Annotated in this window: 16 protein-coding genes; 6 read left to right on the top strand and 10 right to left on the bottom strand. The window is 60.6% G+C overall.

Translation table 11 applies throughout. From position 1 onward, the window contains the following. Positions 1–55 precede the first annotated feature (55 nt). Positions 56–688, bottom strand: coding sequence for a hypothetical protein (locus SynRS9907_RS11620; RefSeq protein WP_188021110.1), 633 nt, complete (start codon positions 686–688; stop codon positions 56–58). Positions 689–889: 201 nt separating this feature from the next. Here SynRS9907_RS11620 and SynRS9907_RS11615 point away from each other — a divergent pair, with 201 nt between their 5' ends. Beyond that, positions 890–2,032: a hypothetical protein gene (locus SynRS9907_RS11615; protein WP_188021109.1), complete on the top strand. Its 1,143-nt coding sequence runs from the start codon at positions 890–892 to the stop codon at positions 2,030–2,032. Here the strand turns inward: SynRS9907_RS11615 and SynRS9907_RS11610 are convergent. Continuing rightward, positions 1,981–3,192: a glycosyltransferase gene (locus SynRS9907_RS11610; RefSeq protein ID WP_188021108.1), complete on the bottom strand. Its 1,212-nt coding sequence runs from the start codon at positions 3,190–3,192 to the stop codon at positions 1,981–1,983. The two genes, SynRS9907_RS11615 and SynRS9907_RS11610, sit on opposite strands and share 52 nt — an antisense overlap. 61 nt (positions 3,193–3,253) lie before the next feature. Here SynRS9907_RS11610 and SynRS9907_RS11605 point away from each other — a divergent pair, with 61 nt between their 5' ends. Continuing rightward, positions 3,254–4,318: a hypothetical protein gene (locus tag SynRS9907_RS11605; RefSeq protein WP_188021107.1), complete on the top strand. Its 1,065-nt coding sequence runs from the start codon at positions 3,254–3,256 to the stop codon at positions 4,316–4,318. Here SynRS9907_RS11605 and SynRS9907_RS11600 read toward each other — a convergent pair. The 5 genes from SynRS9907_RS11600 to SynRS9907_RS11580 are packed head-to-tail and all read right to left on the bottom strand — an operon-like array spanning position 4,304 to position 12,157. Further along, positions 4,304–5,053: a peptidylprolyl isomerase gene (locus SynRS9907_RS11600; RefSeq protein WP_188021106.1), complete on the bottom strand. Its 750-nt coding sequence runs from the start codon at positions 5,051–5,053 to the stop codon at positions 4,304–4,306. The two genes, SynRS9907_RS11605 and SynRS9907_RS11600, sit on opposite strands and share 15 nt — an antisense overlap. Beyond that, positions 5,046–5,324 carry a hypothetical protein gene (locus SynRS9907_RS11595; RefSeq protein WP_188021105.1) on the bottom strand — a complete coding sequence of 93 codons (279 nt, stop codon included), beginning with the start codon at positions 5,322–5,324 and terminating at the stop codon, positions 5,046–5,048. The genes SynRS9907_RS11600 and SynRS9907_RS11595 overlap by 8 nt, the downstream gene beginning before the upstream one ends. Next, entirely contained in the window at positions 5,324–6,580 is a 1,257-nt protein-coding gene (locus SynRS9907_RS11590) for an HlyD family secretion protein (RefSeq protein ID WP_188021104.1), read from the bottom strand. Before SynRS9907_RS11590 ends, SynRS9907_RS11595 begins: the two co-directional genes overlap by 1 nt. After that, positions 6,580–9,399, bottom strand: a complete 2,820-nt coding sequence (locus SynRS9907_RS11585; protein ID WP_188021103.1) for a peptidase domain-containing ABC transporter — start codon at positions 9,397–9,399, stop codon at positions 6,580–6,582. Before SynRS9907_RS11585 ends, SynRS9907_RS11590 begins: the two co-directional genes overlap by 1 nt. 22 nt (positions 9,400–9,421) lie before the next feature. Further along, positions 9,422–12,157, bottom strand: coding sequence for a glycosyltransferase (locus tag SynRS9907_RS11580; RefSeq protein WP_188021102.1), 2,736 nt, complete (start codon positions 12,155–12,157; stop codon positions 9,422–9,424). 92 nt (positions 12,158–12,249) lie between these two features. Between SynRS9907_RS11580 and SynRS9907_RS11575 the strand changes: the two genes are divergently transcribed. From SynRS9907_RS11575 to SynRS9907_RS11560, 4 genes are all read left to right on the top strand, one after another. Continuing rightward, positions 12,250–12,837: a hypothetical protein gene (locus SynRS9907_RS11575; RefSeq protein WP_188021101.1), complete on the top strand. Its 588-nt coding sequence runs from the start codon at positions 12,250–12,252 to the stop codon at positions 12,835–12,837. A gap of 584 nt (positions 12,838–13,421) precedes the next feature. Then, entirely contained in the window at positions 13,422–15,707 is a 2,286-nt protein-coding gene (locus SynRS9907_RS11570) for a rhamnan synthesis F family protein (protein ID WP_188021100.1), read from the top strand. After that, the gene (locus SynRS9907_RS11565) at positions 15,704–18,151 is read left to right on the top strand and encodes a polysaccharide pyruvyl transferase family protein (RefSeq protein ID WP_188021099.1); all 2,448 of its coding nucleotides are present in this window, start codon (positions 15,704–15,706) and stop codon (positions 18,149–18,151) included. The genes SynRS9907_RS11570 and SynRS9907_RS11565 overlap by 4 nt, the downstream gene beginning before the upstream one ends. Then, positions 18,151–19,422: a glycosyltransferase gene (locus SynRS9907_RS11560; protein WP_188021098.1), complete on the top strand. Its 1,272-nt coding sequence runs from the start codon at positions 18,151–18,153 to the stop codon at positions 19,420–19,422. The genes SynRS9907_RS11565 and SynRS9907_RS11560 overlap by 1 nt, the downstream gene beginning before the upstream one ends. Positions 19,423–19,424: 2 nt before the next feature. On the opposite strand, the gene SynRS9907_RS11555 is transcribed toward SynRS9907_RS11560, so the two are convergent. From SynRS9907_RS11555 to SynRS9907_RS11545, 3 genes are all read right to left on the bottom strand, one after another. Continuing rightward, positions 19,425–20,549, bottom strand: a complete 1,125-nt coding sequence (locus SynRS9907_RS11555) for a hypothetical protein (RefSeq protein ID WP_223157661.1) — start codon at positions 20,547–20,549, stop codon at positions 19,425–19,427. Between the two features lie 144 nt (positions 20,550–20,693). After that, on the bottom strand, positions 20,694–21,176 hold the full coding sequence (locus SynRS9907_RS11550; RefSeq protein ID WP_188021096.1) for a dual specificity protein phosphatase family protein: 483 nt from the start codon (positions 21,174–21,176) through the stop codon (positions 20,694–20,696). After that, entirely contained in the window at positions 21,176–23,668 is a 2,493-nt protein-coding gene (locus tag SynRS9907_RS11545; RefSeq protein ID WP_188021095.1) for a tyrosine-protein kinase family protein, read from the bottom strand. The genes SynRS9907_RS11550 and SynRS9907_RS11545 overlap by 1 nt, the downstream gene beginning before the upstream one ends. Between the last annotated feature and the right edge of the window lie 3 nt (positions 23,669–23,671).

The following is a 23,671-nucleotide window of genomic DNA, read 5'->3' as shown; positions in this document are numbered from 1 at the left end:
TACAAGCCAAAAAAAAGCCCCTCCGAGGAGGAGCTTAATAAACAAACCAAGTGGTTCAGGCCAGATTGATTTTGATTCCAGGGATTTCCGCGCCTTTCTTGATATCTTTGTAATCGAAGGTGTCTTTGCCAACGACAAGCTTGTCTTTCTTGTCGAAGTTGTTGATGACTACAGAGCCCTTCTTGACTTCCTTTCCGAACTTAACAACGTCTTTGCCGCCTTTGCCCAAATCAATGGTCGTCTTGCCTTTGAAGGTAGTGCCCTTGGCGAAAGTGATTGAATCACCACCCTTGCCAAGATTGATTTTGCCCTTATTGACAGTTGACTTATTGCCAAAGCTGACGGAGTCTTTCTTTTTGCCGCCAGTGATTTTGCTCTGGTTGAATGTGCCGGTGTTGGACTTGACCTTACCAGCGCCCTTGCCGGTGACTTTGATATCGCTCTTGGTGAAGTTGGTGTTCTGAAGAACGACCTTGGGAGTGTTTTTCTTGGTGGACTTCAGGTCAACCGAAGACTTGGAGACACCTTTACCTACAAAAGCCGCATCACCAGTGACTGTGGTCTCCAATTTGGAAACGTTCTTAAGGGCAACGATTTCAGTGCCAGCCTTTAGTTCTTCAACTTCAATTTTTTTCTTGGCGCCCTTTGGAAGGACAACCTCGAGGTCGCCGGTCGTGATGGTAGCCACTTTGATGAAGAAAATCTCCCCGTGACACTACTTGTGGTTCCTGGGAATTGCTAAAGGCGGTGGTCGGTTTGGTGGTTTGTCACCCCAGCCTTGCGATTGGCCACAATCGTTTTAAGGGCGTTTTCGCAGGTGATGACTGCTTTCTCCAGGGTTTTGAGGTGCCGGCGTGAGTTGTCAGTGGATGCTGACGACGGACTGAGGTTGCTTAATCTTGCCAATGCCTGTCGACTCGACGATCAACTGACGGAGGCGTTGTGCTGGGCGCAGTGGTCGGTGCGCCCGAATAGTTGGCCCGACGGGGTGGTGGATGCCCGAGCGGCACAAGGTTTGGCCAATGTGCTCTTGGATTTGGGTCGTTTCGAGGCAGCGGAGACCTGGTTCAGCAAAGCCGATCCTGCCTTCTGCCTGGCTGAGGTGCAGTGGAATCGCAGTCGCATCGCCCTCGCGCGGGGGGACCTGCTACGCGCTTGGCAGTTAGCGGAAGGACGTTGGCTGTCGATGCCAGTTCATCGAGGTTGTCCAGCGCCACCCTTCTGGCAGGGCTGGCAGGAAAGCGAGGCGGTGATCGTCTGGGATGAGCAGGGGTTCGGTGACACGTTGCAGGCCCTGCGCTGGCTGCCGCTGTTGTGCCAACAGCATTCGGGACGGGTAGAGCTACTGGTGCGCAAGCCCTTGCTGCGTCTGATTCAGCAGGGGATGGCATGGCTCGGCGCAGGATTGCAAGTCGTTCCCTGGTCGCCGCAGGAGGCCCCCCATCCTCTTCTTGGTTGCCATGGATCGATATTGAGCCTGCCGCTTCTGATGCAGTGCAGGTGTTGGGCAGACGGTGCCGTACTAAGGCTGCCGCCGCCTGCCAGGCGTGAAAACGCTGCGCTGCGAATTGGCTTGGTCTGGGAAGCGGGCCGTTATCTCGACGAGCCCGGTCAGGCTCTGGAGTACCGCCGTAAGTCGTTGCCCCCCCTTGTTCAGCAGGAGCTATGTCGGCAGCTGCGGGCTCGGAGCCTTGAGGTTGTCTTGCTGGAGCCAGGCTCGCACCTCCCTGCTTCCGCCGACTTCCTTGAGCAGGCGCAGTGGATTCAGCGCTGTGATCTTTTGCTCAGTGTGGATACGGCTGCGGCTCATCTGGGCGGTTCCATGGGGCACCCCACCTGGTTGCTTCTCCCCTGGGCATGTGCCTGTCGCTGGGGCCGCTCGTCCGTTTCGACACCCCTTTATGCCTCGATGCGCTTGTTTCGGCAGCCGCGCCATGGGGATTGGCAGGGGCTGATGGCGAAGTTGTTAGACGCTTTGGATCAGTGGTTGCTGGAGCGTTCCGCTGCTGTGAGCTCCTCAAACAGGGCCTGATATCTCGGAAGAGTGTGGCGGAGGTTGAAGTGTTGCTCCACCGTGCGGCGGGCGGATTGCCCCAGGGCACGGCGTTTGTTGGGATCATTGAGCATGCGGATTATGGCCTCGGCCAGTTGGTGATGGTCGTTGAACGGAACCAGCACACCGTTGGTCCCATCGCGGATCGATGCTGAGATCGGGCTGCCCGGATTGCTGATCAGGGGCGCTGCACAGGCCATCGCTTCCAACACACTCCAGGACAGGGTGTAGGGGTAACTCAGGGCGAGATGGCAGGCGCTGCACTGCAGCACGGTAAGCATCTCCTCATGCTCTAGCCACCCCACAACGTGGATGCGGCTGCGATTGACTTCCGCCGGTAAGGCCAAGAACGCATCGTTCAGGTGGCTGTCGCTCCTCGGTTCCTCCAAGCCGTAGCCGCCTTCGTCCCCTCCTACGAGCAGCAGGTTCGCGTCGGGAACGGCTGCGCTCACGGCTGGCCAGGCCCACAGCACCTGGCGTAGCCCCCGCAGGGGTTCGAGCTCTCGGGACACCAGGGTGACGAGGGGGTCTCCAGCTCGAATGGGTCGACCATTCAGTAGGAGTTGGGCGGCTGGATTGGGGCTGATGGCCTCAAGGTCGACCCCTTCTGGCAGCACCCTGAGTTGCTGTTGCAGGTCTGGCGGGAAGCTGTCCCGCTGGCTCGGGCTCGCCACCATGGACACGCTCGCTGTCTCAATCCCCTGGCGTGCCAAGTTGTTTTGCTCAATGAACAGCTCAGGATCGGGCCAATCGCCTCCGATTGACTGGTCAAAGCCATAGCCCAAGGCAAGGGGGGAGCCCCAAAGTTCGGGGAAGGTAATCAGTGGCCGGTCCGGCCAGATGGTGTTCAGGCCAAGGGCTTCTCCCCAGGCTGTGTGCACGAGCACCAAATCAGGTGCCTGATCCCTGGCCCAGAGATGGCGGCAGATTTCAGCAACTGCCGCACCCCGTTGTTCCGCCGAGGGGTCGTCGTCATTCTTGAGGTGATATCGCAGATAACGCAGCCCTTCCCAGGCTTTCCCCTCTGGAGCATCGCTGCAGGATCCAAGGGCTGTGATCTGGTGCCCCGCAGCGAGCCAAGCGGGAGCTAAATCTCTGAACTGACCGGGAAAATTCTGGTGGATCAGAAGCAGATGCATCCCTTTGCCTTTGGTGCAATCCGCCAACACTCGTAACTTAGGGCCCAAGTTGGAGTGGTCCATGGGTATGCGCCGCTGGATGTTGCAACGCCTGGCTGGACTGGGCTCAGGATCGAACCGCTTTGAGCTGCTCCATAACCAGGGTGAGGAGTTGTTGTTGCCCCAGTGGGCCGAGCTGGACCTTCGGCTCTCGGAACGCCCCTGGTCTGTATCGCGGATGTCGGTGCTGCTGCAGGAAGCTGCACTGCAGCCCTCGGTGGTGACGCTGCAGGCGGCGCGTCAAGTGCGGCATCGCCTCTCAACCTTCTGGCTGGAGGCCCCCACCGATCATCTGGAAGACCTGTATCAAGGGCCGCTGGGGGCGTTGCAGCAGGAGCTGATGCAGGGGCCTCTGATGCGGCAGGTCTTGGCGCGGGATGAGCGGCAGTGGCTGGACCAGCTCACGGCCGCACTCTCGCAACCGGATCAGAAACCAAGGCAAGCGAATCTGCTCGTGGCCTGGATGCCCTACGCCAGCGCGATCGGGATGACAGTGGTGGATCCCAGCCATGCTCTGCCGCAGTGGTTGCTGTCGGATTACGTACGTTTCTGTGACCCCGGGCTGGAGGAGGAGCTGAACCGCCCTATGGCGCTGCTGGAACCGGCTGATCCGCCGCAGGTTGAGGAGATAACGCCCTTGAGCAACCGTCGGGGAGAGGAGGCGATGGCCTGGTTTAAAGACGAAGCAGCCCTGTCCCGTGTGGTGGCGCTGATCAATCAGTACGGGCTGAATCCTGCCGATCAGGATGTGCTGGAGGAACTCAGCGGGCTGCGCAGTGTGGTCGCTCAGCTCTGGTTGGATGTGGAACCCGAGCAACTCAAAACTCTGTTCGACACACCGGTGGGGCTGGTCACCCAGAGCTTGATCAGCAGCGGCTTCGGCCAGGAGCTGGTGGATGACGACGACGAACGGGCCCGCCGGGAGTTGCCCGGGTTGATGCCGGATCTTTCTGATCCCCAGGCCCAGGCGGTGCTGCTGGCGTTGATGCTCTTCTACCCAAGCGGTGCGGTGACGGTGGAGGACCCCTCCGTGCTGCCGGAGTGGCTGGGGGTTGTGGTTGAGAGCCTGCAGTCAGCGGCTGGGTAGGGGGCCGGGGACCTCGCCGGCCAGCAGCTGCATCACCCGGCGGTCGAGCCAGGCCTCGAACAACTCTTCGCGCAGCTCCTCGCGGGTGGCGCCATCCAGCCTGGCGCGCTGCCAGTCGTCCAGGCGAAGAATCAGCCACACGTCTTCGAGGAAGAACGGCGCGAGCAGTTCCCCCGGGCGACTGGTCCGCAGCTTGTGCACCACCGTGTCGTGGGCCTGGTTCAGCGCCACCGGCCCCACGCATCCGCCCCGTTCGCGCTCGGATCCGAGGGAGTATTGCTGAGCGAGGCCGGCAAAATCCGCTTCGCCATCCAGCAGACGCTGGTGCAGCTCAAAGGCGAGATCGCCGTCCTCAACGCGGATGAGGGAATAACTGATCTGATCGCGCTCCAGTTTCTGGTCGAGAAAGCGCACCTCCACTTCGGAGTCGAACATCTGCTGTTGAAAGCGTTCGAGCCGTTCGCTGCGGGTGGCGAAGTAGAGCAGGTCCTCGGCGGTCCACCCCTTGCTTTGAAGGTAGGACTCCTGTTCCGCTGCGGTGCTGATCTCCAGCTCCTGCAGGTAGTCCTCCACCTCTTGCTCCTCAACCGCCACGGGAAGCGTCACCGCCCGGCAGATTTCGTCGTACACCGCCGCTTGGGCAATGGCCAGGCACAGCCCCTGCTGACGGGCGATGCGGTTCAAGGTGATGGCATCACAGAAGGGAACGCCGGGATGCAGTTCGATTTCAGCCATGGAATTCCCTCCACACCAGCCGGTACACCAGCCATCCCAGGGGCGGCACCAAAACCAGGGGCAGCAGCGCCGCCGCAGTGATCATCGGTTCCCCGAACAGCCAGGGCAGGCACCAGCTCAGGCTGTAGACCCCAAGAATCAGACCAATGCGCTGCCGGCGGCCCTGCAGCCAGCTCCAACAGCGCCGGCAGTGCAGCCGGAGACGGTCCCGGCGCCGCTGGCGCTGCTGAGGCAGGTACCGCCAGAAGGGATGGGGATCGGCAGTTGCCATCAACGCAGACGCTCCAGGCTGCGGCGCTTGTCGTCAAACAGACCGGTGATGGCAGAGATGAAGCGGCGATCTCGCAGGTGCAGGCTGGCAGTGAGGCTCATGCCCGCCTGTAGGGGGAGCGACCGCCGCCCCACCTGCAGGGTTTGGCTGCTGAGTTTCAGGATGGCGGGAAAGTGCAGGCCCTGGGCGTCCAGCCCCAGCTCCCGACGTTGTTGTTCTGGCGTGAGTGCATCGGATCCGATCCGCTGCACCGTGGCGGGCAGATCGCTGAAATCCCCGGCCGGAAATGCAATGAGCGAGATATCAGCGCGTTGGCCGGTCTGGACGAAGCCGATGGCGCTGTTGGGGAGATACACCTTGGCCTGAAGGGCATCTGTGGGGACGATCCGCAGCAGGGGACGGTTGCTGTCTCCCCGTTGCACCACGCTGCCGGGACGGACCTGAAGGTCGAAGACCACACCATCGGTGCTGGCTGTGAGGCTGCTGCTCTCGAGCAGCAGTTCGGCTTCGCTGATTTGGCGGCGGAGCACCTGCATTTGTTGCCTCAGCCGTTCGTTCTCCTTGCGCAGGCTGACGTTTCGGCTGGCGATGCCCGCCGCTTGATTGGCGGACAGGCGCTGTTCTTCGCGGCGCTCGGCCTCCAGGTCGGACTGCAGTTGGGCCAGCCTCTCGCGGGCCGAGAGCACCTGCAGTTCACTGCTGGCGCCAGCTTGCAGCAGCTGCTGGTACCGCTCCGCCACCGTTTCGGCGGTGGCGATGGAGCGTTCCAGGCCCTGGATCCGCACCTGGCTGCGGGCCAGGGAGGCGGCTTCGCTGCTCTGGCGTCCTCGTTGTTCCTGCTCCTGATTGCGGTAAAGCTCGCGTTCTTCAGGGGTTAAAGCGTTTTGGATCCCCTCCCCCAGCAGCACTTGGTTCACCTTGAACTGACGTTCCAGGCTGGCGAGGCTGATTCGCCCTGCATCCCGTTGGGCGGTGGCCTTCTGGGTGTCGAAATGGAGCAGCACGGTGCCGGCTTGCACCTGCTGCCCCTCCTTCACTGTCACCTGGTCCACCACCCCGGCTACCGGCGCAGTAACGGCCTGGGCGGGCCGCAGCGGCTGCAACTTGCCCTGCACTATCACGGTCTCCGGCAAGGGCGCCCAAAAGGCCCAGAGTGTTGTCAACCCGGTGGCCCCCACAAGCGTCCACACCAGCACCGAGGAAGCGTGGCGGGTCTTGTTCAGCAGCACCGGCTGATTGAAACTCCATGGTTCCATCAGCTCAGACCCTCCTGGGCCTGGCTTTGGTAGAGGGCGTAGTACCAGCCCTGTCGCTCCAGCAGGCTGGCGTGGTCGCCGATCTCCATCACGGCGCCCTGATCCATGACCACAATCATGTCGGCAGGACGGACGGTCGAGAGGCGGTGGGTGATGAAGAACACCGTGCGGCCGCGGAAGGCCTCGAACAGATTGCGGCAGACCTGCCGTTCGGTGCGGGCGTCAAGGGCGCTGGTGGCTTCATCGAGGATCAGCATGCTGGGGTTTTGCAGCACCGCCCGAGCCAGGGCCATGCGTTGTCGCTGCCCACCGGACAGACCAGCCCCCCGTTCGCCGACCGAGCTGTTGTAGCCCTCCGGCAACTCCATGATGAAGTCGTGGGCGCAGGCGATTCGGGCGGCCCTCATGAGCTCGTCGCTGGTGGCATCCGGTTTCACCATCAGCAGGTTTTCCTTGATCGTCCCGTCGAACAGAAGGGAATCCTGCGGAACCACGCCGATCTGCCGCCGCAAGGAGTACAGCTCCACCTTGCTCACATCGAGCCCATCGATCTGGATCTGGCCCGATTCCGGGCTGTAAAAGCGCGGCAGCAGCTTCAGCAGGGTGGATTTGCCTGAGCCGGAACCGCCCACCATGCCCACGAAGGTGCCCTGGGGCACATCGAGGCTCACGTTATGGAGGATGGCGGGCCCATCGTCCGTGTAGCGGAAGTCGACGTTGCGAATGGTCACGGCTCCCTGCAGGGGTGGCATGGGGATGTTGCGAGCACCGCTCTCGCTCTGTTCGGTGGGCCGGTCCACCACATCAGCTGCCAATTTGAGGTTGCGGGACTGGATCTTGAACTGCTGCCAGGTCTGCACAAGCTGCACCAGCGGTCCGGTGACGCGGTCGCCGATGATCCGAAAGGCGAACAGGGCTCCGATCGAGAGTTCGTTGCGGGAGACCAGCCAGATCCCCACTACCATCGTGGCGATGCCGGAGAGGTCGCCGATGCATTTGGCGAGGGCTCCCACGGTTTCACCGCTCACCTTGAGTTTGAAGTCTTCGCCGATGAAGCGGCTGTAGCGGTCCTGGAAGGCCCAGCGGGTTTTCAGCTCCGCGTTCTGGGATTTGATCGTCTGGATTCCGGTGATCGCCTCGGTGAGGTAGCTGTTGGTGTTGACGCCCTCGTGCACCACCCGATCGATCTGATGTTCCACGACAGGGTTGGCGATCAAGGCCAGCACGATGAAGAGCGGCAGGCTGCTGAGGGTGATCAGGGTGAGCAGCGGGTTGAGGCTGAGCAGCACCGCCAGATACAGCAGGCTGAAGCTGAAATCCACGAGGGTGGTGAGTGCCTTGCTGATCAGGAAGTCCCTGAGCCGATCCAGTTGGGTGAAGTAGTACGTGATCTGGCCCACGGGCCTTGCGTCAAAGAAACCTTGTGGCAGACGCACCAGGCGGTCGAGGATGGTTTCGCGGGTGTCCATGTCCACCCGGTTGGCGATGCCGGTGAAGATCAGGCTACGCACGGCCGTAATCAGGGCCTGGACGACGCCTGCCAGCACAAGAATCACTCCGATGCTGATCACGGCATCGAGAGAGTCGCTGCCGGAGGTTTGGGCGTTGATCAGACGCATCACCCCCAGGGGGGTGACCAAAGCAAGAACATTGACCGCGGCAGAGCTGGCCAGCACTTCGATTAACTCGCGCCGATGGGGGCGCAGGTAGGGGGCATACCAGCCCCAGCTGAAGCGCTGTTGCTTGCCCCCCGGCCGCCGGCGCAGCAGCAGCAGCAGCAGGGTTGCGTCACCCTCGGCGATGGCGGACGCCGGCACCCGCAGCGGCCCCAGTTCCGGGTCCAGCAGCCGCAGCTGGCCGTCGGGATCCACGCCATCCACTAGGGCCAGGCAACCCTCGTGTTCAATCACCGCTGGGCTCGGAACTCGTTCCAGCTGCGCGATTGGGATGTCGGAGAGGGTGACCGATAAATCAAGGCTGCTGAGTAGCTGCCCCATATTCACCAGATTGAGGCGTTGCTGCTGCTGCAGGAAGGAGCTGATCTGATCGCGCAGATCGTCGTGGTCCAGGGGCACCTGCAGATAGCTGGCGACGGCGTCGCACAGCGCCAGCGGGATGGCCTCGGGGCCACTGGCCCGGTTGAGCCGAAGCACTGCAGTGTTCTCTGGCTTCGGCCCCTCCTTCGGGGCTGGCGTCAGTTGCTCCAGTTCCAGCTTCAGCCGCTGTTCTGCAGGGTCGGGCAGCCAGAGCAAGCGCTGTTGCAGGGGTGGCGTTGGCGGTTGCTCCGGCCAGCAGCGCCCATCCGGCCAGTGCCATTGGCCGCCGGGCTTCGGATCCGGTGCGCTGTCGATCGACCAACGGCAGCTGTCGATCAGGCTCGACCAGTGATCCAGCTGGCGACTGCGGGAGGGATTGGCGTGGGCCAGATGCAAGAGCAGATGCACCAGTTCGGTCCGGGGCGTCTGGGCAGCGCACCAGTTGCGCAGGGCTGCACTGCAGCTCCAGAGCTGGTGAAACCGATCGGCGGAGAGCTCGAACAGGTCAGTGGGTTCGGCGGCGCGGAGGTGTTCGATCGCCCGTCCGTGCGCCACCCCCAGCCAGCCCACCAGGGTGCCGGCACCATGGCGCTCCACCGTGCGCCATTCCTGCCGGGGCGGCAGCTGCATCAAGCTGCGCAGACTGCCCCGTTGCACCCACCAGATGCAGTTGGGCTCTTCCCCGGCATCGAGCAGCACCTCACCGGTGCCGAGGTGTCGCTGCTTCGCTCCCTGAATCAGCAGGAGCTCCAGATCAGCATCAAGAACCGGCTGCTCAAGCATGGTGGACTGCAGTGGACATAACTTATCCGGTCTGTTTGGGACTCTCCAGCCGTAGGCCTGAATGGATCGGCGCGAGTTGCTGGGCCAGATCGGTCTCCAGGCTGGGGAAGCTGAGCAGCGGTTCCGGGCTGGGGCGATGCTGCCGCCAGTGCTGCAGGGCTTGGATCAGGGCGTCTGGATCCTGTGCCGGAACGGCTGTGCCACAGGGGGCCAGTTGCAGGAGCTTGGCGGCATTGCTGCTGCTGCTGGCGATCAACCAGAGCCCGGCGCTCACCAACTCCCGGGCAAGGCGGAGGTCATCGGCATGGACCTGATCGGCGATCACCAGCAGGTCCTGGTGGGCCAGCAGCGCCTCGAGCTCCTGATCAGTGGCCGGCGCGCACCAGTCCACAACACTGCCCCCCCAGTGCTGGGGTTGTGGGCGGGGTGTTTTTGGGGAGCCAAGCAGCACGGTGAGCCGCACGGCCGGCGCCTCGTTGCGCTGCAGTGCCTCCTGCAGCGTCAGCAGGCCACTGCTCCAGTGCCCATCGGCCAGGCAGAGCACGTGCGGTTGATCGCGCGGTTGCTGCTGGTGGCGCGATCGCGGCTGCCAGGGCAGAACGAGGGGCGGGTGGACTCTGGCTCCGGCCGCCTCGGCGTACTGGAGCAGTTCGGGGGAGGCGCTCAGGCAGCCCGTCACCGTTTGCAGTAGTGAGTTGGCGGCCAGTGCGGCGTTGCCGTTCAGATGCAGGAGGGTGGGGATCTGAAGGCTGCGGGCCACTGTCGCCACGGTGCTGGCGAGGGGTCCTGCCCCTAGCAGGTGGATCAGGGCCGGCGGGTGGGTCATCAGCCAATCCTTTACCGGTTCGTTGAGGTCGGGGGCCGGTGCGATCCAGCAGTGGCGCGTCGGTCCGATGGCCGTTATCGATTGCTGGTCTGGTGGGCCCAGGACCATCCAATCGACCGCCTGCTGGGGCGGTTGCAGCAGGTTGCGCAGCAGATCCCGTCCCAGCCGATCGGGGGGATCCAGAGGCGCGCCGCTGATCTGTTCACTCACGAGCAGCACCCGTCGGGGTGCACGGGTTTGGGCCTGCAGTAGAGGGGCCCAGAGCGCGGCCGCGTGCTCCTGCCTCAGCCGTTGCCACGCCAGCTGCTGGGCCTGCTGCACCAGCTGCAGCCGTTGGCGCGGATGGCGCAGCAGTTGGTTGATCTGTTCCACCCAGTCCTGAGGCTGGCTGGCAAAGCGGGTGTGCACGCCGTGTTCGAGCAGGTCGGTGCAGCTGCGGATTGGGCTGAGCACCGTCGCTAGGCCCATCAGGCTGCATTCCATCCAGCGGTTGGGGCTCTTGGCATCGGTAAAGGGCCCGGGTTCCAGCACCATCAGGCCGATGTCGGCCTCCGCCAGGCGTTGGAGGTAGGTGCTGAAGTCGCTGTGGCCGCGGCAACGAATGCGTTGACGGAACGGTTCTAGCGGGGCCGCCAAGGGCACGCTGCCCAACAGATCGAGTTGCAGCCGGGGGTGCTGTTGCATCAGCTCCACCAGGGCGGGCACCAACTGCTGGTGCCAGGCCAAAAGGTGGGGGGTGCTGGCGCTGGCTACCACCAGGCGCAGCCGGCCGCTGCGCTGGCGGAGCTGCCGAATCTGGGGCTGGCGCCAGGCGGCCTGCAGGGGCGCTGGAATCAGGTTGGGCCAGAGCTGCACCGGAACAGACGGGATGTCCCTGGCGCGGCGGTAACGCTGCCAGCGTTCGGCAATTTCCGCGGTGCTGAACAACAGGAGATCTGCTGCCGCCAGGGTGGCCTCGAGCTGCGGTTGGGTGGCCTGGAAGCGGCGGTGCTGCTCGGGCGTGATGCTGCCCGCGTAATTGGCCAGCGGTGGTGGTGCGTGCTCGGGGTCGAACAACAGATCATCCAGATCCACCACCACGGGAATCCCCTGACGCCGGGCTTCGGCGATGAGCTCGATCACTGAGGCTTCCGCTTTGAGCCGCTGGATCAGCAGCCCCTCCACGCCCTGCAGCCTTGCCGCCAGGCTGGTGCTGTTGTGGAGCTGCTGGAGCTCCTGGCGTTCCAGCAGCTGGGCCTGGCCGCCGAGCGCTTTCAGCTGCTCCTGTTTTTGTTGCACCCGGTAGAGCCAGCACTGCGGTAAGCCGCGGTCGCCGCAGAGCAGCCAGCGGCGACGCGGCCCCGGCCATGGGTTGGGGCGTGGTGGCAGCCCCTGTAGCCAGGTCTGCGTGATCTGGCGGTTCAGCTGCTTGGCTTTGGTCTGGAAGAACGGGGCGGGATGGAGCACCGCTCGGGCCGTGAGCGCATCCAGACCCCCATCGCGCAGATCGCGAGCCTTCTGCGTGCCATTCCAGTAGGGCTCGAGCGACAGCCCATTGGCCCAGGGACCCAGCGCCAGCAGCCAGGCCCGGGCCTCGTCGTGCCAGCCAGCAGTGATCAAGCCGGAGGTGATCATTCTCCACTCCTCAATCACATGGGCGGGCATGGCGCTGGTCTGCAACGCTTCATGCACCGTGGCTGCGGCCTGGTGGTTGGTGGTGGCGACGCGCACCCTTGCGCACCAGTACAGCCCCGCACACTGGATGTGATCCCTGCAAGGGCTCAGCAGCTCTAGAGCAGCGTTGGGGTTCCCGAGGGCGAGCTTGACGCGGGCCAATGCAGCCCTGGCGTCGACCGCCACAGGTTCCCCTTGAAGATTTTCAACAAGGGTGGATTCTGCATCCAACCAACGATGCTCTTGGATGAGCTCTTCAGCCGTAGAGACATCCAGCACCACAGATCAGACTTTTCAATAACGAGTAACGATTCACAGATTATCCTCTTTCAATAGCAGATGCCTGTTCTGTGCTGACTTTGGTTGGATATGTGTCCATGCAGCGAACTTGGAGTTCGTTGGGTGTGGATCATTATTTGTCGTCTGTTTCGTGGAATGTTGAGGAGTTGACTCGGGCCATATTGAGTGTTGGTTACGCTCTCCTCGCTCAAGAAAAATATGAAGATGCTTATCTGCTGATTGCTAGTGCGCGTAGGGCTGAGTTGGTAGACCCCTGGTTGGCAGATTGTGAAGCCCGTGCACTGCTTTTTCAGGGTAAGTCTTTAGAGGCAATTGCTATCTGGCAATCTTTGCTTGCAGGTGGAGATGAGCGCATGGAGAGCAATTGCCAGCGAATGCTGTCCTACGCCGGAAGTTTTCGGCGAAAACTTGAAGATGAATATGTTAAATCTGAGCTGCTGAATGCTCGTGAAGACATGGGATTCTTGCTTGATCTTTGGACGCAATATCCTGAATCTTTGCCCTTGGAACATGCTGTGTATGAGCTGATCCGCAGCCGCCTGTCTTTGGAGGATCCGGAGTGGAGTTTCATTGATTCGTCCATTCAGGATCATCTGGTTGCTCTAGAGGCACAGGTTGCATGGCTTGCGTCGCTTCAATCCTGGAGATCAGATGGCTGATCAGGGTTCGGCTGGAGCGTTGATGCTGTTGGTATTGCTCCAATAGTTGGTGTTGAAGGGCAATGGTTTGACTTCTGGCCTGCTCAAAGTCACACCATGCGGCAATGGGGTCGAGATTCGGGTCTGATATTGGCGCTGGCTCTCCCCGAAGCCGATAGGCAGTTTCCAAAATGTCGGGATGAGTGCGATTCAGTGCCTGAATCAACCCCTTGATATGGGGATGGGTTGACTCAGTGTTTTTTAGATCACAACGCAGAGAAAGCCGCCTTGTTTGATGCCAGTGCTTGAGCTCCTCATACCCTGCACGCAGGTCGTCTTGATTCAGCTGAAATGTCTTTGTACGGGTCGTGCAGGCCAAGAGGACGTCTTCTGGCAGGGGTACCACGAGAATCCCATCGCTGGGGCAGTGCTCAGGTGTTTGTGTCCAACGCCTCAACCCTTCTTGGCGAAGTTGTTCTAGGACACCGGTCAGGAGTGGAAAGGGGCACCACCAGAACGCCATTTCTGCTGCTTCAGTGTTGGAATCATGGCTGTTGCCTCCAGCTTTGATGACCCGCTGGTTGTGCCGAGTGCTCCCCGAGGAGTTGGCCGCTCTGCCTGAGCAAACCGAAGATGCGCTGACCCTTGGGATTCAGGGCTGGCTTTTGCCGGTTCAGCAGAACACTGTTTCTGATCTGCTAAGGCTGTTGAGCGACTGGCCGGCTTCGATGCAGCTCTGCTTGGAGTTGCTCGAGTTGGAGTGTCCGCTCGATCTTCTCGATCAGGCACTCTTCCATCCTTCGCGGGCGACATTTCAGGGGCGCCCAATGCTGCTGGTGCGGCCGGATGGTGAGTTTCCGGTTGCGGTCTTGGACCATCTGGGGCTACACCAAGTGGCGGTTTTCGGCCCCTGTGCAAAGAAAGAGTTTTGTGGCTTGGCGGGTTGGATTCCGCCTGCGGATAGCAATGGCCTTTTGAACTACGCATGGTTCCTCAAGCGCGCCCATTTCCGCGGAGCACATCCTGATCTGTTGTTGCCTGCGGTGCGAGCACTCGACCTGGATCAGATGGATGCTTTTGTTGCGGCAGATGCCGAGATGTATCAAGCGTGGCTGCAGTTGGAAAGCGCTTGGAGTGCCTTGCAGGTCAATGGAGAAGAAGACGCAACGGTTCTGATTGATTCCTGGGTCGGACATCAGCGCTGGTGGGGTCCCGAACAAACGTCATCTACGACGACCTGCCAACCCCAGAATCTCAGGGAAAGATCAGACTCAGAGCGTCAATGGGGGGTGATGCACCCCAGTCATCTCGCGATTGCCATTCATGGTTTTTATCTCGATCGCATGGCGTCCATCCTTCAGCAACTGCCCCCGGGCGGCGATCAAGAAGGGTGGCCGCCATTGGATCTGTATGTGAGTACTCCATCCCATCAGCTCGCGACGGCGGCGGAATGCATTCGCCGGCTGAATTGGCCACGGGTGCGTGTGTTTGGTGTTCCCAATCGTGGTCGCGATTTTGCCCCTTTTGTGCTTCATCTGTTGCCCGCAATCCTTGAGGTCGGCCATGGATGTGTTCTGAAACTGCATACCAAAGCATCCACGCACATGAATTTTGGAGGGGCATGGGCGTATCACATGGAGAGCTCTCTATTGTCACCTGCCTTATTCGAACATTTTCAGGAATCGGATGAGCTTGGTGTGGTTACACCGCAGGGCACTTTGTTGCCGATGAGTTTGAATCTTGCTGACAATGTTGCTTGGATGCAGCATCTGGCGGCTCTGAATTCAGTTCCAACGTCTTCTCTTTTGGGTTGTCATTTTCCCGCAGGCAGTATGTTTTTTGCGAAAACAGATGCACTTTTGCCTTTGCTGAATTTTGACCTGTCTTTGGATGATTTTGAACCTGAAGCAGGGCAGGTGGATGGGACACTGGCCCACGCTCTGGAGCGATGGACTGGTGTTGCAGTTGAATCACGGGGCTATCGCCAGGCACATGCGCCGGGTGATGCATCCTTGGTCCCTGACTTTGGTTTTCGTCATGCTCTGAGGACGGTCCCCAAAATTCAAGCCCCGGCCAAGGCGTTGCCGCTCTATCAGGAGCCCGGTGATTTCGAGCCGTTTCAAATCCAGGCGCAGGAGCTTTGTGATCAGGGATTCACCGTGGTGGATCTCGGGCACGATCGCATTGCAGCGCTCGCCGAGCGCATCAAGACCGACCTGGGGGAGAATTTCGACCTTGTGGCCTGGCGAGCTCAAGGAGGCGAGGGTGATCTGCGCCTGCAGGATGCTTGGCGGAACAGTTCTGCTGTGAGGGAACTGGCGCTGTTGCCGGAGTTGCAGCAGTTGCTGCGCTGCTGCTGGGGGCGTGAGCCCTTTGCTTTCCAGACGTTGAATTTTCCAGTGGGTACTCAGCAGCATATTCATAGCGATGCGGTGCATTTCCACACGGAACCGCCCGGCTTTATGTGCGGGATCTGGGTTGCGCTTGAGCCGATTCATCCACATGCCGGCCCCTTGGAGTATCTGCCCGGCAGCCACCGTCTCCCGTATCTTCAGTGTCGTGATGTGGGTGTATTGCAACAACCGGGTGTGACACCAGATCAACGGATCTTTCACAACCGTTGGACTGAAGCAGAGCATCGCTACGGTCTTGAACGCCAGCAGTTCACACCTCAACTGGGACAGGCCCTGATTTGGTCTGCGAATCTGATCCACGGAGGTTCCGCGGTGATCGACCCGGCACGTACGCGATGGAGCCAGGTGACCCACTATTTCTTTGAGGGCTGTTCCTACTACACGCCGCTGCTCAGCGACTGGCCCGATGGGGACGTGGCCTGGCGCCAGCCCCTGAACATCGCCCGTGATAACTCCCCTGCGGAGGTGGACCGGTGAAACCGATCGCAACAGTTTTCTACGGGGTGGAGCAGTCCCACGGCTGCGAAAATGACCAGGACATGTTGCTTTATTTGGGCGACAACACCGGCAATCTGCTGTTCCGCTATGCCCTTCAAAAGCGGATCGTCGATTTTTCAGGCTATGAGTTGGTGACGTTGCCTGCAGGCCTTGATCTGTTCAGCCGCCTGGATGTCGAGACCTGCCGCAAGGTGCTTTCCAGTGCACTGGTGATCTATCCGGTGGCGAACCTGCTGCGCAGTCGCGAACAGTACGAAGCCATCGGCCAGATTCAGAACGAGACTCGCTTCCTGACGCAGCTCTGTGATCTGTTCTCCTGTCCGATTCTTGTGATGGGGCTGGGCTTTCAGGGGAGGCTCGAGAGCCAGGGGAAGCGCTTGCCTGAGCTCCATCCCGCTCAGATTGAGCTGGTTCATCGTTTATTGGAGCATTCAGGTTTCATTACGGTTCGGGGCCAGCACACTCGGGCGCTGTTGCGCCAAACCCCGTCGCTGAGGCATGCCCTGATCGAATCTCTGGGCTGCCCCAGCCTGATGATCTCCTCCGACCACCAGCACGGGGCGATGGTCGCGGGTCTGGCGGCGGAACGCCAGCGCAAGGTGGGGTTGGAGCGGATTGCCCTCGGACTGCCCAGCAACAAGCTGGGGGATGCAGTGTTGATGAAGCATCTCGCGCAGTTGGCGAAGGACCCACGGGTGCATGTGGTGCTGCAGGACCTCACGGACCTCGAGGCCTGTCGCCAGCTGGGGCTGCCTGAAGAGCGGCTGCACATGTTCTGCGATCTGGACGCCTGGGTGGCCTTCCTGCGCGGCTGTGACCTCTGCATCAGCGCCCGGATCCACGGCTCCCAGGTGGCGATGCTGGCGATGACGCCCTTCCTGCTGATCGCCACCGACAGCCGCATTGAAGAGCTGGCGCAGCAGATGGCGTTGCCTTGCATCCGCTCCGATGAACCTGAGCTGGCGCCGCTACTGGCCGACCCGTTGCGGGCCCAGCGCCGGGCTCTGGAATTTGATGGTGAGGCCTACGACCGCAACCGCCAGCAGCTGGCACGGGCCACGGTGCGCTTGCTGGAGTTCAGCGGCCTGCCGCCCCATCCGGATCTGCTTGCCCTGGCGGGCCAGGCTGGGGAAGTGACGGAACCACCGCAAACAGTGGCCAGCCCGCTGGCGCGCATCGACGTTCGCGATTACCTGGAGCGCCACCCGGAAGACCCTTTCCTCTCAACCCAGAACCCCCTGGGCATCGCCTTTCATGCGGTGACCACCGGTCTGAAGTGGCAAGCGTTTCCCGAGGATCAACCGCTGCAGGAGCGGCCTGTTGTCGATGAACCTGTGCAAGGGCATCTGGACGCGGTGCTGCGAATCAGCGACAGGCATCTGGTGCTGGTGGGCTGGTGTTCGGATCTTGCCGATTCCGCCTCTCTCAGCCTGGCGGAGCCGAACGGACCGGCCATGTCTCTGCCGCTTGGTCCAGTACGGATCCGACGGCCGGATGTGCAGGAGGCGCTGGAGTGGTGCTCTGGGCGCCGTCCTGATTTCGGATTTTTCCGCATCGTGGAGCGATCGGTGGATGCGACCCCTCTTCAGCTGACAATCGGTGCTGAGGTCTTTTCGTTGGAGGAACTGGATCTCCGGGAGGAGGGTTATCAAGTGGTTGCCGAGCGCCTGCTGGATTCCTGCCAGTGGTTTCACACGCCGGTCACCAGAATCGACGGCTTGATGGAGCGGGATCTCGGCGAGGCGTTCCGGGTGTTGTGGCAACGCCGTCGCGCGGCCCCTGCGGGAGATCCCGACGTGCAGCTCCAGAGCCTGCAGCAGCTCCAGCCCGATCAAACGGTTCTGCTGGTGTGTCTGAACTCCACGGTGATGGCCAGGCTTCAGCTGGATCGCCTACGCCGCTACCCCTCCGTGCAGTCCGGCGGTGTCCGCCTGGTGGTGGCTGTGCAGGACGGTGTCAGCTGTTGCTACTCAGGCTGTCTGCTCTTTGATCTTCTGAGTGATCTGTTGGCGTCGCTGCCCTCGGCGCTGTTGCTGTCGAAAGGTCCGGAGATTCGTTGGAGCCAGATGGTGCGGCAGGTGCGGCGGTGGAGTGCGGCGGAGCGCTTTGCTTTTTTGGGCCCTGGAGTGCTCACCTCCAGCAGCGATTGGTTGGCAGAGATGTCAGCGGGGTTGAGCGAGCTGCCGCCGGGTCTGTTTGATGGAGGCCGCCCTCCACTGCAGACCGCTTTGGGACAGCCGGTGGATCGGATGGATGCTTATTTGTTGCTGGGTTCGGAGGCCTCCGATGTGGCATCGACCAATGTTTGTGAAATCAGCAGCGCACCCCTGGTGACGTTGGCATCTGGTTATGAAACGCCAAGTTTGCCAAGCCAAAGCAGGCCGTATTGGCAGCAGGCGGTTGAAGCGTTCCTGGGGGGGTGATGGGAATGCAATCAACAGTGCTGGTGCTCAGCCATGGCCACCCGGCCATCCGGCCCGGGGGTGGTGAGAATGCGGCTTATGCCCTGCATGGGGAGCTGCTGCGGCAGGGAGCTTGGCGCAGTGTGTTCCTGGCGGCAGCACCAGCCGAGCATTTCCAGGAGGGAGAGGATCTTCGGCCTTGCTCGGCCGCGGACACCGCTGGCAGCGAGTGGTTGGTCAAGGCCAGCAGCGATTGGCTGACGTATCAATCGGCCTGTTCTCTCCTCAACGGTAGTCCGTTGCATCAGCTTGTGTGTGATCTGCAGCCTCAGGTGATCAGTGTTCATCAGATCATGCATCTGGGCGTTGATCTGATCCTGCGGTTGAGGGATTGGTGCCCGCAGGCCCGGATCGTCTACACCCTGCATGAGTTTCTGTTGCTGTGCCCGTTCAACGGTCAGCTCAAGACCCGTGAGGGCTTGTACTGCCAGGGTCCGACGCCGTTGGGGTGTCGGCAGTGCCTGCCGGAGATTTCGAGTGAATTGCTGCTGCTGCGTTCAGCCCGGATCCAGCTGTTGATCGATCAGGTGGACTGCTTCATTTCACCCAGCCGGGTGGTGAAGGACTGCTTTGTTGCTTGGGGGATTGCCCCGGAACGGATTGAGGTGATTGCCAACTGTCTTGCGGATCTCCAGCCAGAGCCGCCCTCTTTGTTACGGGATGAAAGTGCATTGCACAGCGTGTTCGGGTTCTTTGGCAACTGCACGGAAGCGAAGGGCCTGGATCTGGTGCTGGAGGCGATGCTTGGGCTGGTGCGACGCCAGAGCGAGGCCCGGTTGGTGGTGCATGGACCGGTTCAGAGGCTCCTGGAGGAGAGGATCCCCCGGCGAGATCCCTATGCCATCAAGCTGCAGCACCTGTTGGCGCAGCTGGGGGATCATGTGTCTTGTCCCGGGCCCTATCGCCAGGAGGAAATTCCCCGGTTGATGGGGCGTGTGGGCTGGGTGCTGATGGCCTCGCGTTGGCTGGAGAATGCACCGGTGGTGATTCAGGAGTCACTGGCTTGCCGACGACCGCTGCTGGTGCCCGCGTTGGGGGGGATGGCTGAGCATGTGCGCAATGGTCTGGACGGGTTGCACTTCTCCCCCGATTCTTCGGCGTCCTTGCAGGAGCAGATGGAGCGGATCTGCCGTGAGCCTCAGCTTTGGGCGGATCTACAGCGTTCGTTGGCGGCCCCACTATCGATTGATGTGGCCCTGAAATCGCACTTTGAAGTGTTCAGGGGGGCTTGAATTCAGAACTTCATATCCAGCGACAAGCGGAAACTCCAAACAGCCCGCTCGGTGGTCATGTTGTCGGGAATCGGTGCACCCTCCGGATAATCAGGGACATCAACTTTGCAGCCATAGTCGCAGTTTTGGAGCAAGTTGTTCCACATTGAGGTGAACACCAGGCCGAAATCCTCAAATGGCCGCACACTGAAGCCAAGATTGAGGTTGCGGCCACTCCATTCCCCAATGGCATTAAGGCCGGGGTAAACCTCTATGGCGGCAGCCCCAATGGGGGTCAGCTGGCCGTAGTTGGCGGCATCAAGGACTGCCCTGCGGAGGGTGTCGCTGTTGCAGGGCTTATCGGCGAGATATCCGTAGGTGGAGCAGCCGGCGGACCGTTGGGCTGCGATCGACGAGCGCACTTGCTCGTCTAGGGGCCGGAATTCGCCATTGCCCATCCCGGCGGTGAGATAGGCATTGGGAAACCAGCTGTTTTGATTCGGGTTGAGACGGAAGCGCTGGCTGATTACCCCGTAGGCACTCTTGGGAAACCCGCAATCGAGACCACATTCTTTGACGTCAATCCAGTTTTTGACACCAACTCTGACTGCGGTATCGGGGCCGATGTTGCGTGAGAGATCTACCCCTAAATAGTAATTACTGAGAATATTCTTGTCTTCGTTGGTGTTCCGATCACCGATTGGTAGGTTTGTTTCTTCAAAGGATCCTGTGAGGGTGATGCCAAAGAGTTTTTCGGCATCACCGAAGCCCAGGGCGATGTCGGCCTGAGCCTCACCGAATTCTTCCAGTTGGCGTTGGTAATCATCCCAGTCTTCGGGCTGGGTGCAGATGCCACTGGCGGTGCAATCAATGCCAGAGATGCCGATGTTGGCCATAACCCCCTTGGGGCCAAAACCAATCGGCACCGTGTTGCTGATCTGAGGATGCCACTGGTCATCGCGCCAAAGGGCCCTGTCGTTGGCGAAAGTGGTGCCGCTAGGCAGATCAACAACAACGACGTCTGAATCTGATGTCTCGGACTCTGTCTCAGCGTGAATGACTTCTGCTGGTTCCACTGCTTTCCACTGTGGAACAGGGGCTGATTTTGGTGTTCCTTGATTTTTTAAATCTGTTGTTTGGTTCACCAAGCTCCATTTCAGAGGAGATGGATCATTCGGCTCGGTGGTTCGCTGCCAGGTTTGTGCATCAGCGCTGGGATGAACCAGGGCAAGGGATGCAGTCAGTGCCACTTTGTACCATTGAAAACTATGAATTAGGCTTCGCATTTTGAATCAGCGCTTGATCTGTGTGAGGAGTTCTTGATGCAGGCCATGAAGCAATTTCAACTGCCCTGGCAACGGATTGGTCCCAGGATGCTGTTGCATCAGGTAATCGAGGGCCCTCTCGGGAGTCATGCGGTGTTGACGCACCAGCCAGGCCAGGCAAACCAAGGGTGATCGCTCCATTGCGGCCACACAGTGCACGAAGACAGGCCCGTGTTGCTGCAGTTCAGCCAGGTGCCCCAGTGCTGTTTTCAGTTCATCCAGGGTGGGCAAACGTCCGGCGCGATGGTCCGGCAGCACATAAAGACTGGTTCGGAATCCTTCTCCCAATCCTGAAGGTGGTGTGGCTTCGTCATGGGAGCAGAGGCTTAGAACGCAGTTAATTCCGGCTTTATGCAGACGATCGAGGTGCCGTTCAGAGCGAGGGGCTGGCCCAATGGCGAGTTGATCAACCAGCACCCAGTCGATGCGGAAATAACGTGAGCGTTGCATCAGTTGTCCAGCCACGTCATCAGTCGTTGAAGCTGGGCTCGCCAACGATCGCGCAGATTCGGGGCTTTGTCGCCGTCTGTTCCGCTGCCGTTGTTTGAGGGCTGCAGGCTGCGGCGCTTGCGGGTTGTCACGGCTGCGGCTGAATCGCCGTTGTCACCGGGTTGGGTCTCCTCTTCGTCATTGGCGTAGTAGGCGTAGGCAGCGGAGGTGTCGTAGGCGGCGTAGCCATAGCCGCCGTAACCGCCATAGACATAGCCATAGTTGCCGTAGCGGTACTTCCCATATCCATACTTCTCATCGCCATAGGAATGGCTTTGCTTCTGCGGCTTAAGGTCGTTGGTCACGATGCCCAGAAGTGGCGCACCGCTGCTGCGGATGCGGGAGACGGACTCCTTGGGTAAGGAGCGATCGACGCGATCCAGGCTCACCAGCAGCATCAGACCATCGCAGTGTTCAGCTACCAAGGCTGCATCAGCCAGACCAAGCACAGGAGGCGTGTCAAACAGCACTAGATCGAACTGCCCGCATTGCACCAGTTCGTTCACCAGCGCGCGCATGCGGTTGGAGCTGAGTAGGCGGGTGGGGTCGGGCGGCCGGCGGCCGGCGGTGAGCGCGCTCCAGTTGTCGTAACCAGGCACGCTCTGAACGGCATCGCGCCAGGTCTGGTCATCTTCCGTGAGCACGTTGCTGAGGCCGCTGAGGTTGTTAAGGCCGAGGCGCACGTGCATCTGTGGTTTGCGCAAGTCAGCATCGATCAAAAGCACCCTCTGGCCCATCTCTGAGAGGGTCTTCGCCAGCAACACGTTGATCAGCGACTTGCCCTCTGCCGGCAGCGAACTGGTGAGGGCGATGGAGCGGAGCGGCTGATCGCTGTTGAGGAAGCGGATCGAGGTGAACAGGTTGCGGAAGGCTTCCTGGTAGAAAAAACGCTGATAACGGCGCTTTTTGGCGGTAGCGGGATCATCGTCAGAGTCTGAGGTCACCGATTTGTCTAGATCCTGCAACAGGAAGCGTTTGTCTTCCCGCACCCCCTTGAAGAAGTCCACGTGGGGGATGTATCCGAGCAGAGGCAGGCCGAGATCGTCTTTGACTTCGCCGGGGTGATGGAACACGTGGTCCATCCGGTCGCGCAGCAGACCGGCTGCAGCGCCGGCCACCAGGCCCAGGACGGTGCCAAGGGCCAGGTTCTTGGGAACCGATGGCTTGATCGGATTGGGGTTGAATGTCGGTTCTGCGATCACGCGCCAAGGCACCGTGCGCTGGGCCATTTCCAATTGGAATTTCTCTCGAGCTGATTCGAGCCCTAGAAGATTTCGCTTGGCGATACCCAAACGCTGCTGTACAGCCTCGTACTGCTTGATCAGGCCTGGTTGTTGCAGGAACTGCCGGTTAAGGGTGGCTTGCTGGGTGCGGGCGGTTGCCAATCGGCCGGTGTTCAAGCTGAGGGCGGCATCAACAGCTTCCAGCTGGTTCTGACGCAACAGCGGCCTCAACTGCTTGAGGCGTTCCTCCAGGCCTTGCACCATTGAGGATCCGGGGGTGTATCTGGAGCGAGCCCCAGCTAACTCTGTTTCCACTTTGAGCAGCTGTTGCAGAAGGCTCTGATCCACATCGCTGACGGTGAGACCTCCGCTGGAACCAATGGCTTCCTGGAAGCCCCGAGCTGTCAGGGTGCCACGAGAGATCTCGCTTCGCACTTTGATCAAACGGCTGCGTTCGGCTTCCAGCTCAAGAACCATGGCGGCCTTGTCGGTTTCCCGTGATTTCAACGCACCTGCTTCTGCGGTGGGCTCCAGCAGTGAATATCGGGTGCGGAAGTCGGCCAGTTCTCCCTGGATTTGATCGACCTTGCTCTGAAGTGATGGTGCCTGCTTGTTCAAAAAGGCGAGGCCATCGGATAAACGTCGCCGACGCTCCTCAAGGGCTGCTTGGAGGTAGGTGCTGCTCAGGGCCTTAAGTAGGCGCTGACTTTCACTGGGATTGCGGCCGGTGAGATTCACTATCAGAACCCCTTTAGATTCCTTGCTACGGGTCTTGATGGAAATGCGTCGACTTAAATCATCTGCCGAAAGATCGAATTGATCGGCAAGCGGTCGAAGCAACAACGGACTCCGGAGAACTTCGATCAAGGTTGGGGTGTCGTTGCTGGTGGTATTGATGGCCAACCTTTCAAATACCGTTCCACCCACGCCGCTTCCCCCGTTTTTGCTGTTGAACGGGTCGGTGATCAACAGCCGAAAAGAACCCTGATACACCGGACTAGTTATCCGTTGGAATGCCGTATTGACAGCCGCCAATACGATCACGCCTCCAGCGACAACCGTTACCAGTTTTTTGCGGCGCAGCAGGGCTCGCCAGAGCTCTCTCCAATCAATATCGTCATCGGAAAGATTGTCGACAGTTGCTGAACCTAGATCCCTCACCCGCACGGCCTCAATGGTGCGGGGCTCGAAATCCGGTGATTGCCCCGGAGCGGCCACCAGATTCGACATTCA

The sequence above is a fragment of the Synechococcus sp. RS9907 genome, from assembly GCF_014279615.1.
In the GTDB taxonomy this organism is placed as follows: Bacteria; Cyanobacteriota; Cyanobacteriia; order PCC-6307; family Cyanobiaceae; genus Parasynechococcus.
The sequence above is the reverse complement of the archived record's forward strand: the minus strand, read 5'-3'. Positions and strand labels throughout refer to the sequence as shown.

What these genes read in the sequence shown, in the direction of transcription:
- SynRS9907_RS11610 (WP_188021108.1), bottom strand. Translation starts at nt 3,192, where the DNA reads ATGCATCTGCTTCTGATCCACCAGAATTTTCCCGGTCAGTTCAGAGAT.
- SynRS9907_RS11605 (WP_188021107.1), top strand. Translation starts at nt 3,254, where the DNA reads ATGGGTATGCGCCGCTGGATGTTGCAACGCCTGGCTGGACTGGGCTCA.
- SynRS9907_RS11600 (WP_188021106.1), bottom strand. Translation starts at nt 5,053, where the DNA reads ATGGCTGAAATCGAACTGCATCCCGGCGTTCCCTTCTGTGATGCCATC.
- SynRS9907_RS11595 (WP_188021105.1), bottom strand. Translation starts at nt 5,324, where the DNA reads ATGGCAACTGCCGATCCCCATCCCTTCTGGCGGTACCTGCCTCAGCAG.
- SynRS9907_RS11590 (WP_188021104.1), bottom strand. Translation starts at nt 6,580, where the DNA reads ATGGAACCATGGAGTTTCAATCAGCCGGTGCTGCTGAACAAGACCCGC.
- SynRS9907_RS11585 (WP_188021103.1), bottom strand. Translation starts at nt 9,399, where the DNA reads ATGCTTGAGCAGCCGGTTCTTGATGCTGATCTGGAGCTCCTGCTGATT.
- SynRS9907_RS11560 (WP_188021098.1), top strand. Translation starts at nt 18,151, where the DNA reads ATGGGAATGCAATCAACAGTGCTGGTGCTCAGCCATGGCCACCCGGCC.
- SynRS9907_RS11550 (WP_188021096.1), bottom strand. Translation starts at nt 21,176, where the DNA reads ATGCAACGCTCACGTTATTTCCGCATCGACTGGGTGCTGGTTGATCAA.
- SynRS9907_RS11545 (WP_188021095.1), bottom strand. Translation starts at nt 23,668, where the DNA reads ATGTCGAATCTGGTGGCCGCTCCGGGGCAATCACCGGATTTCGAGCCC.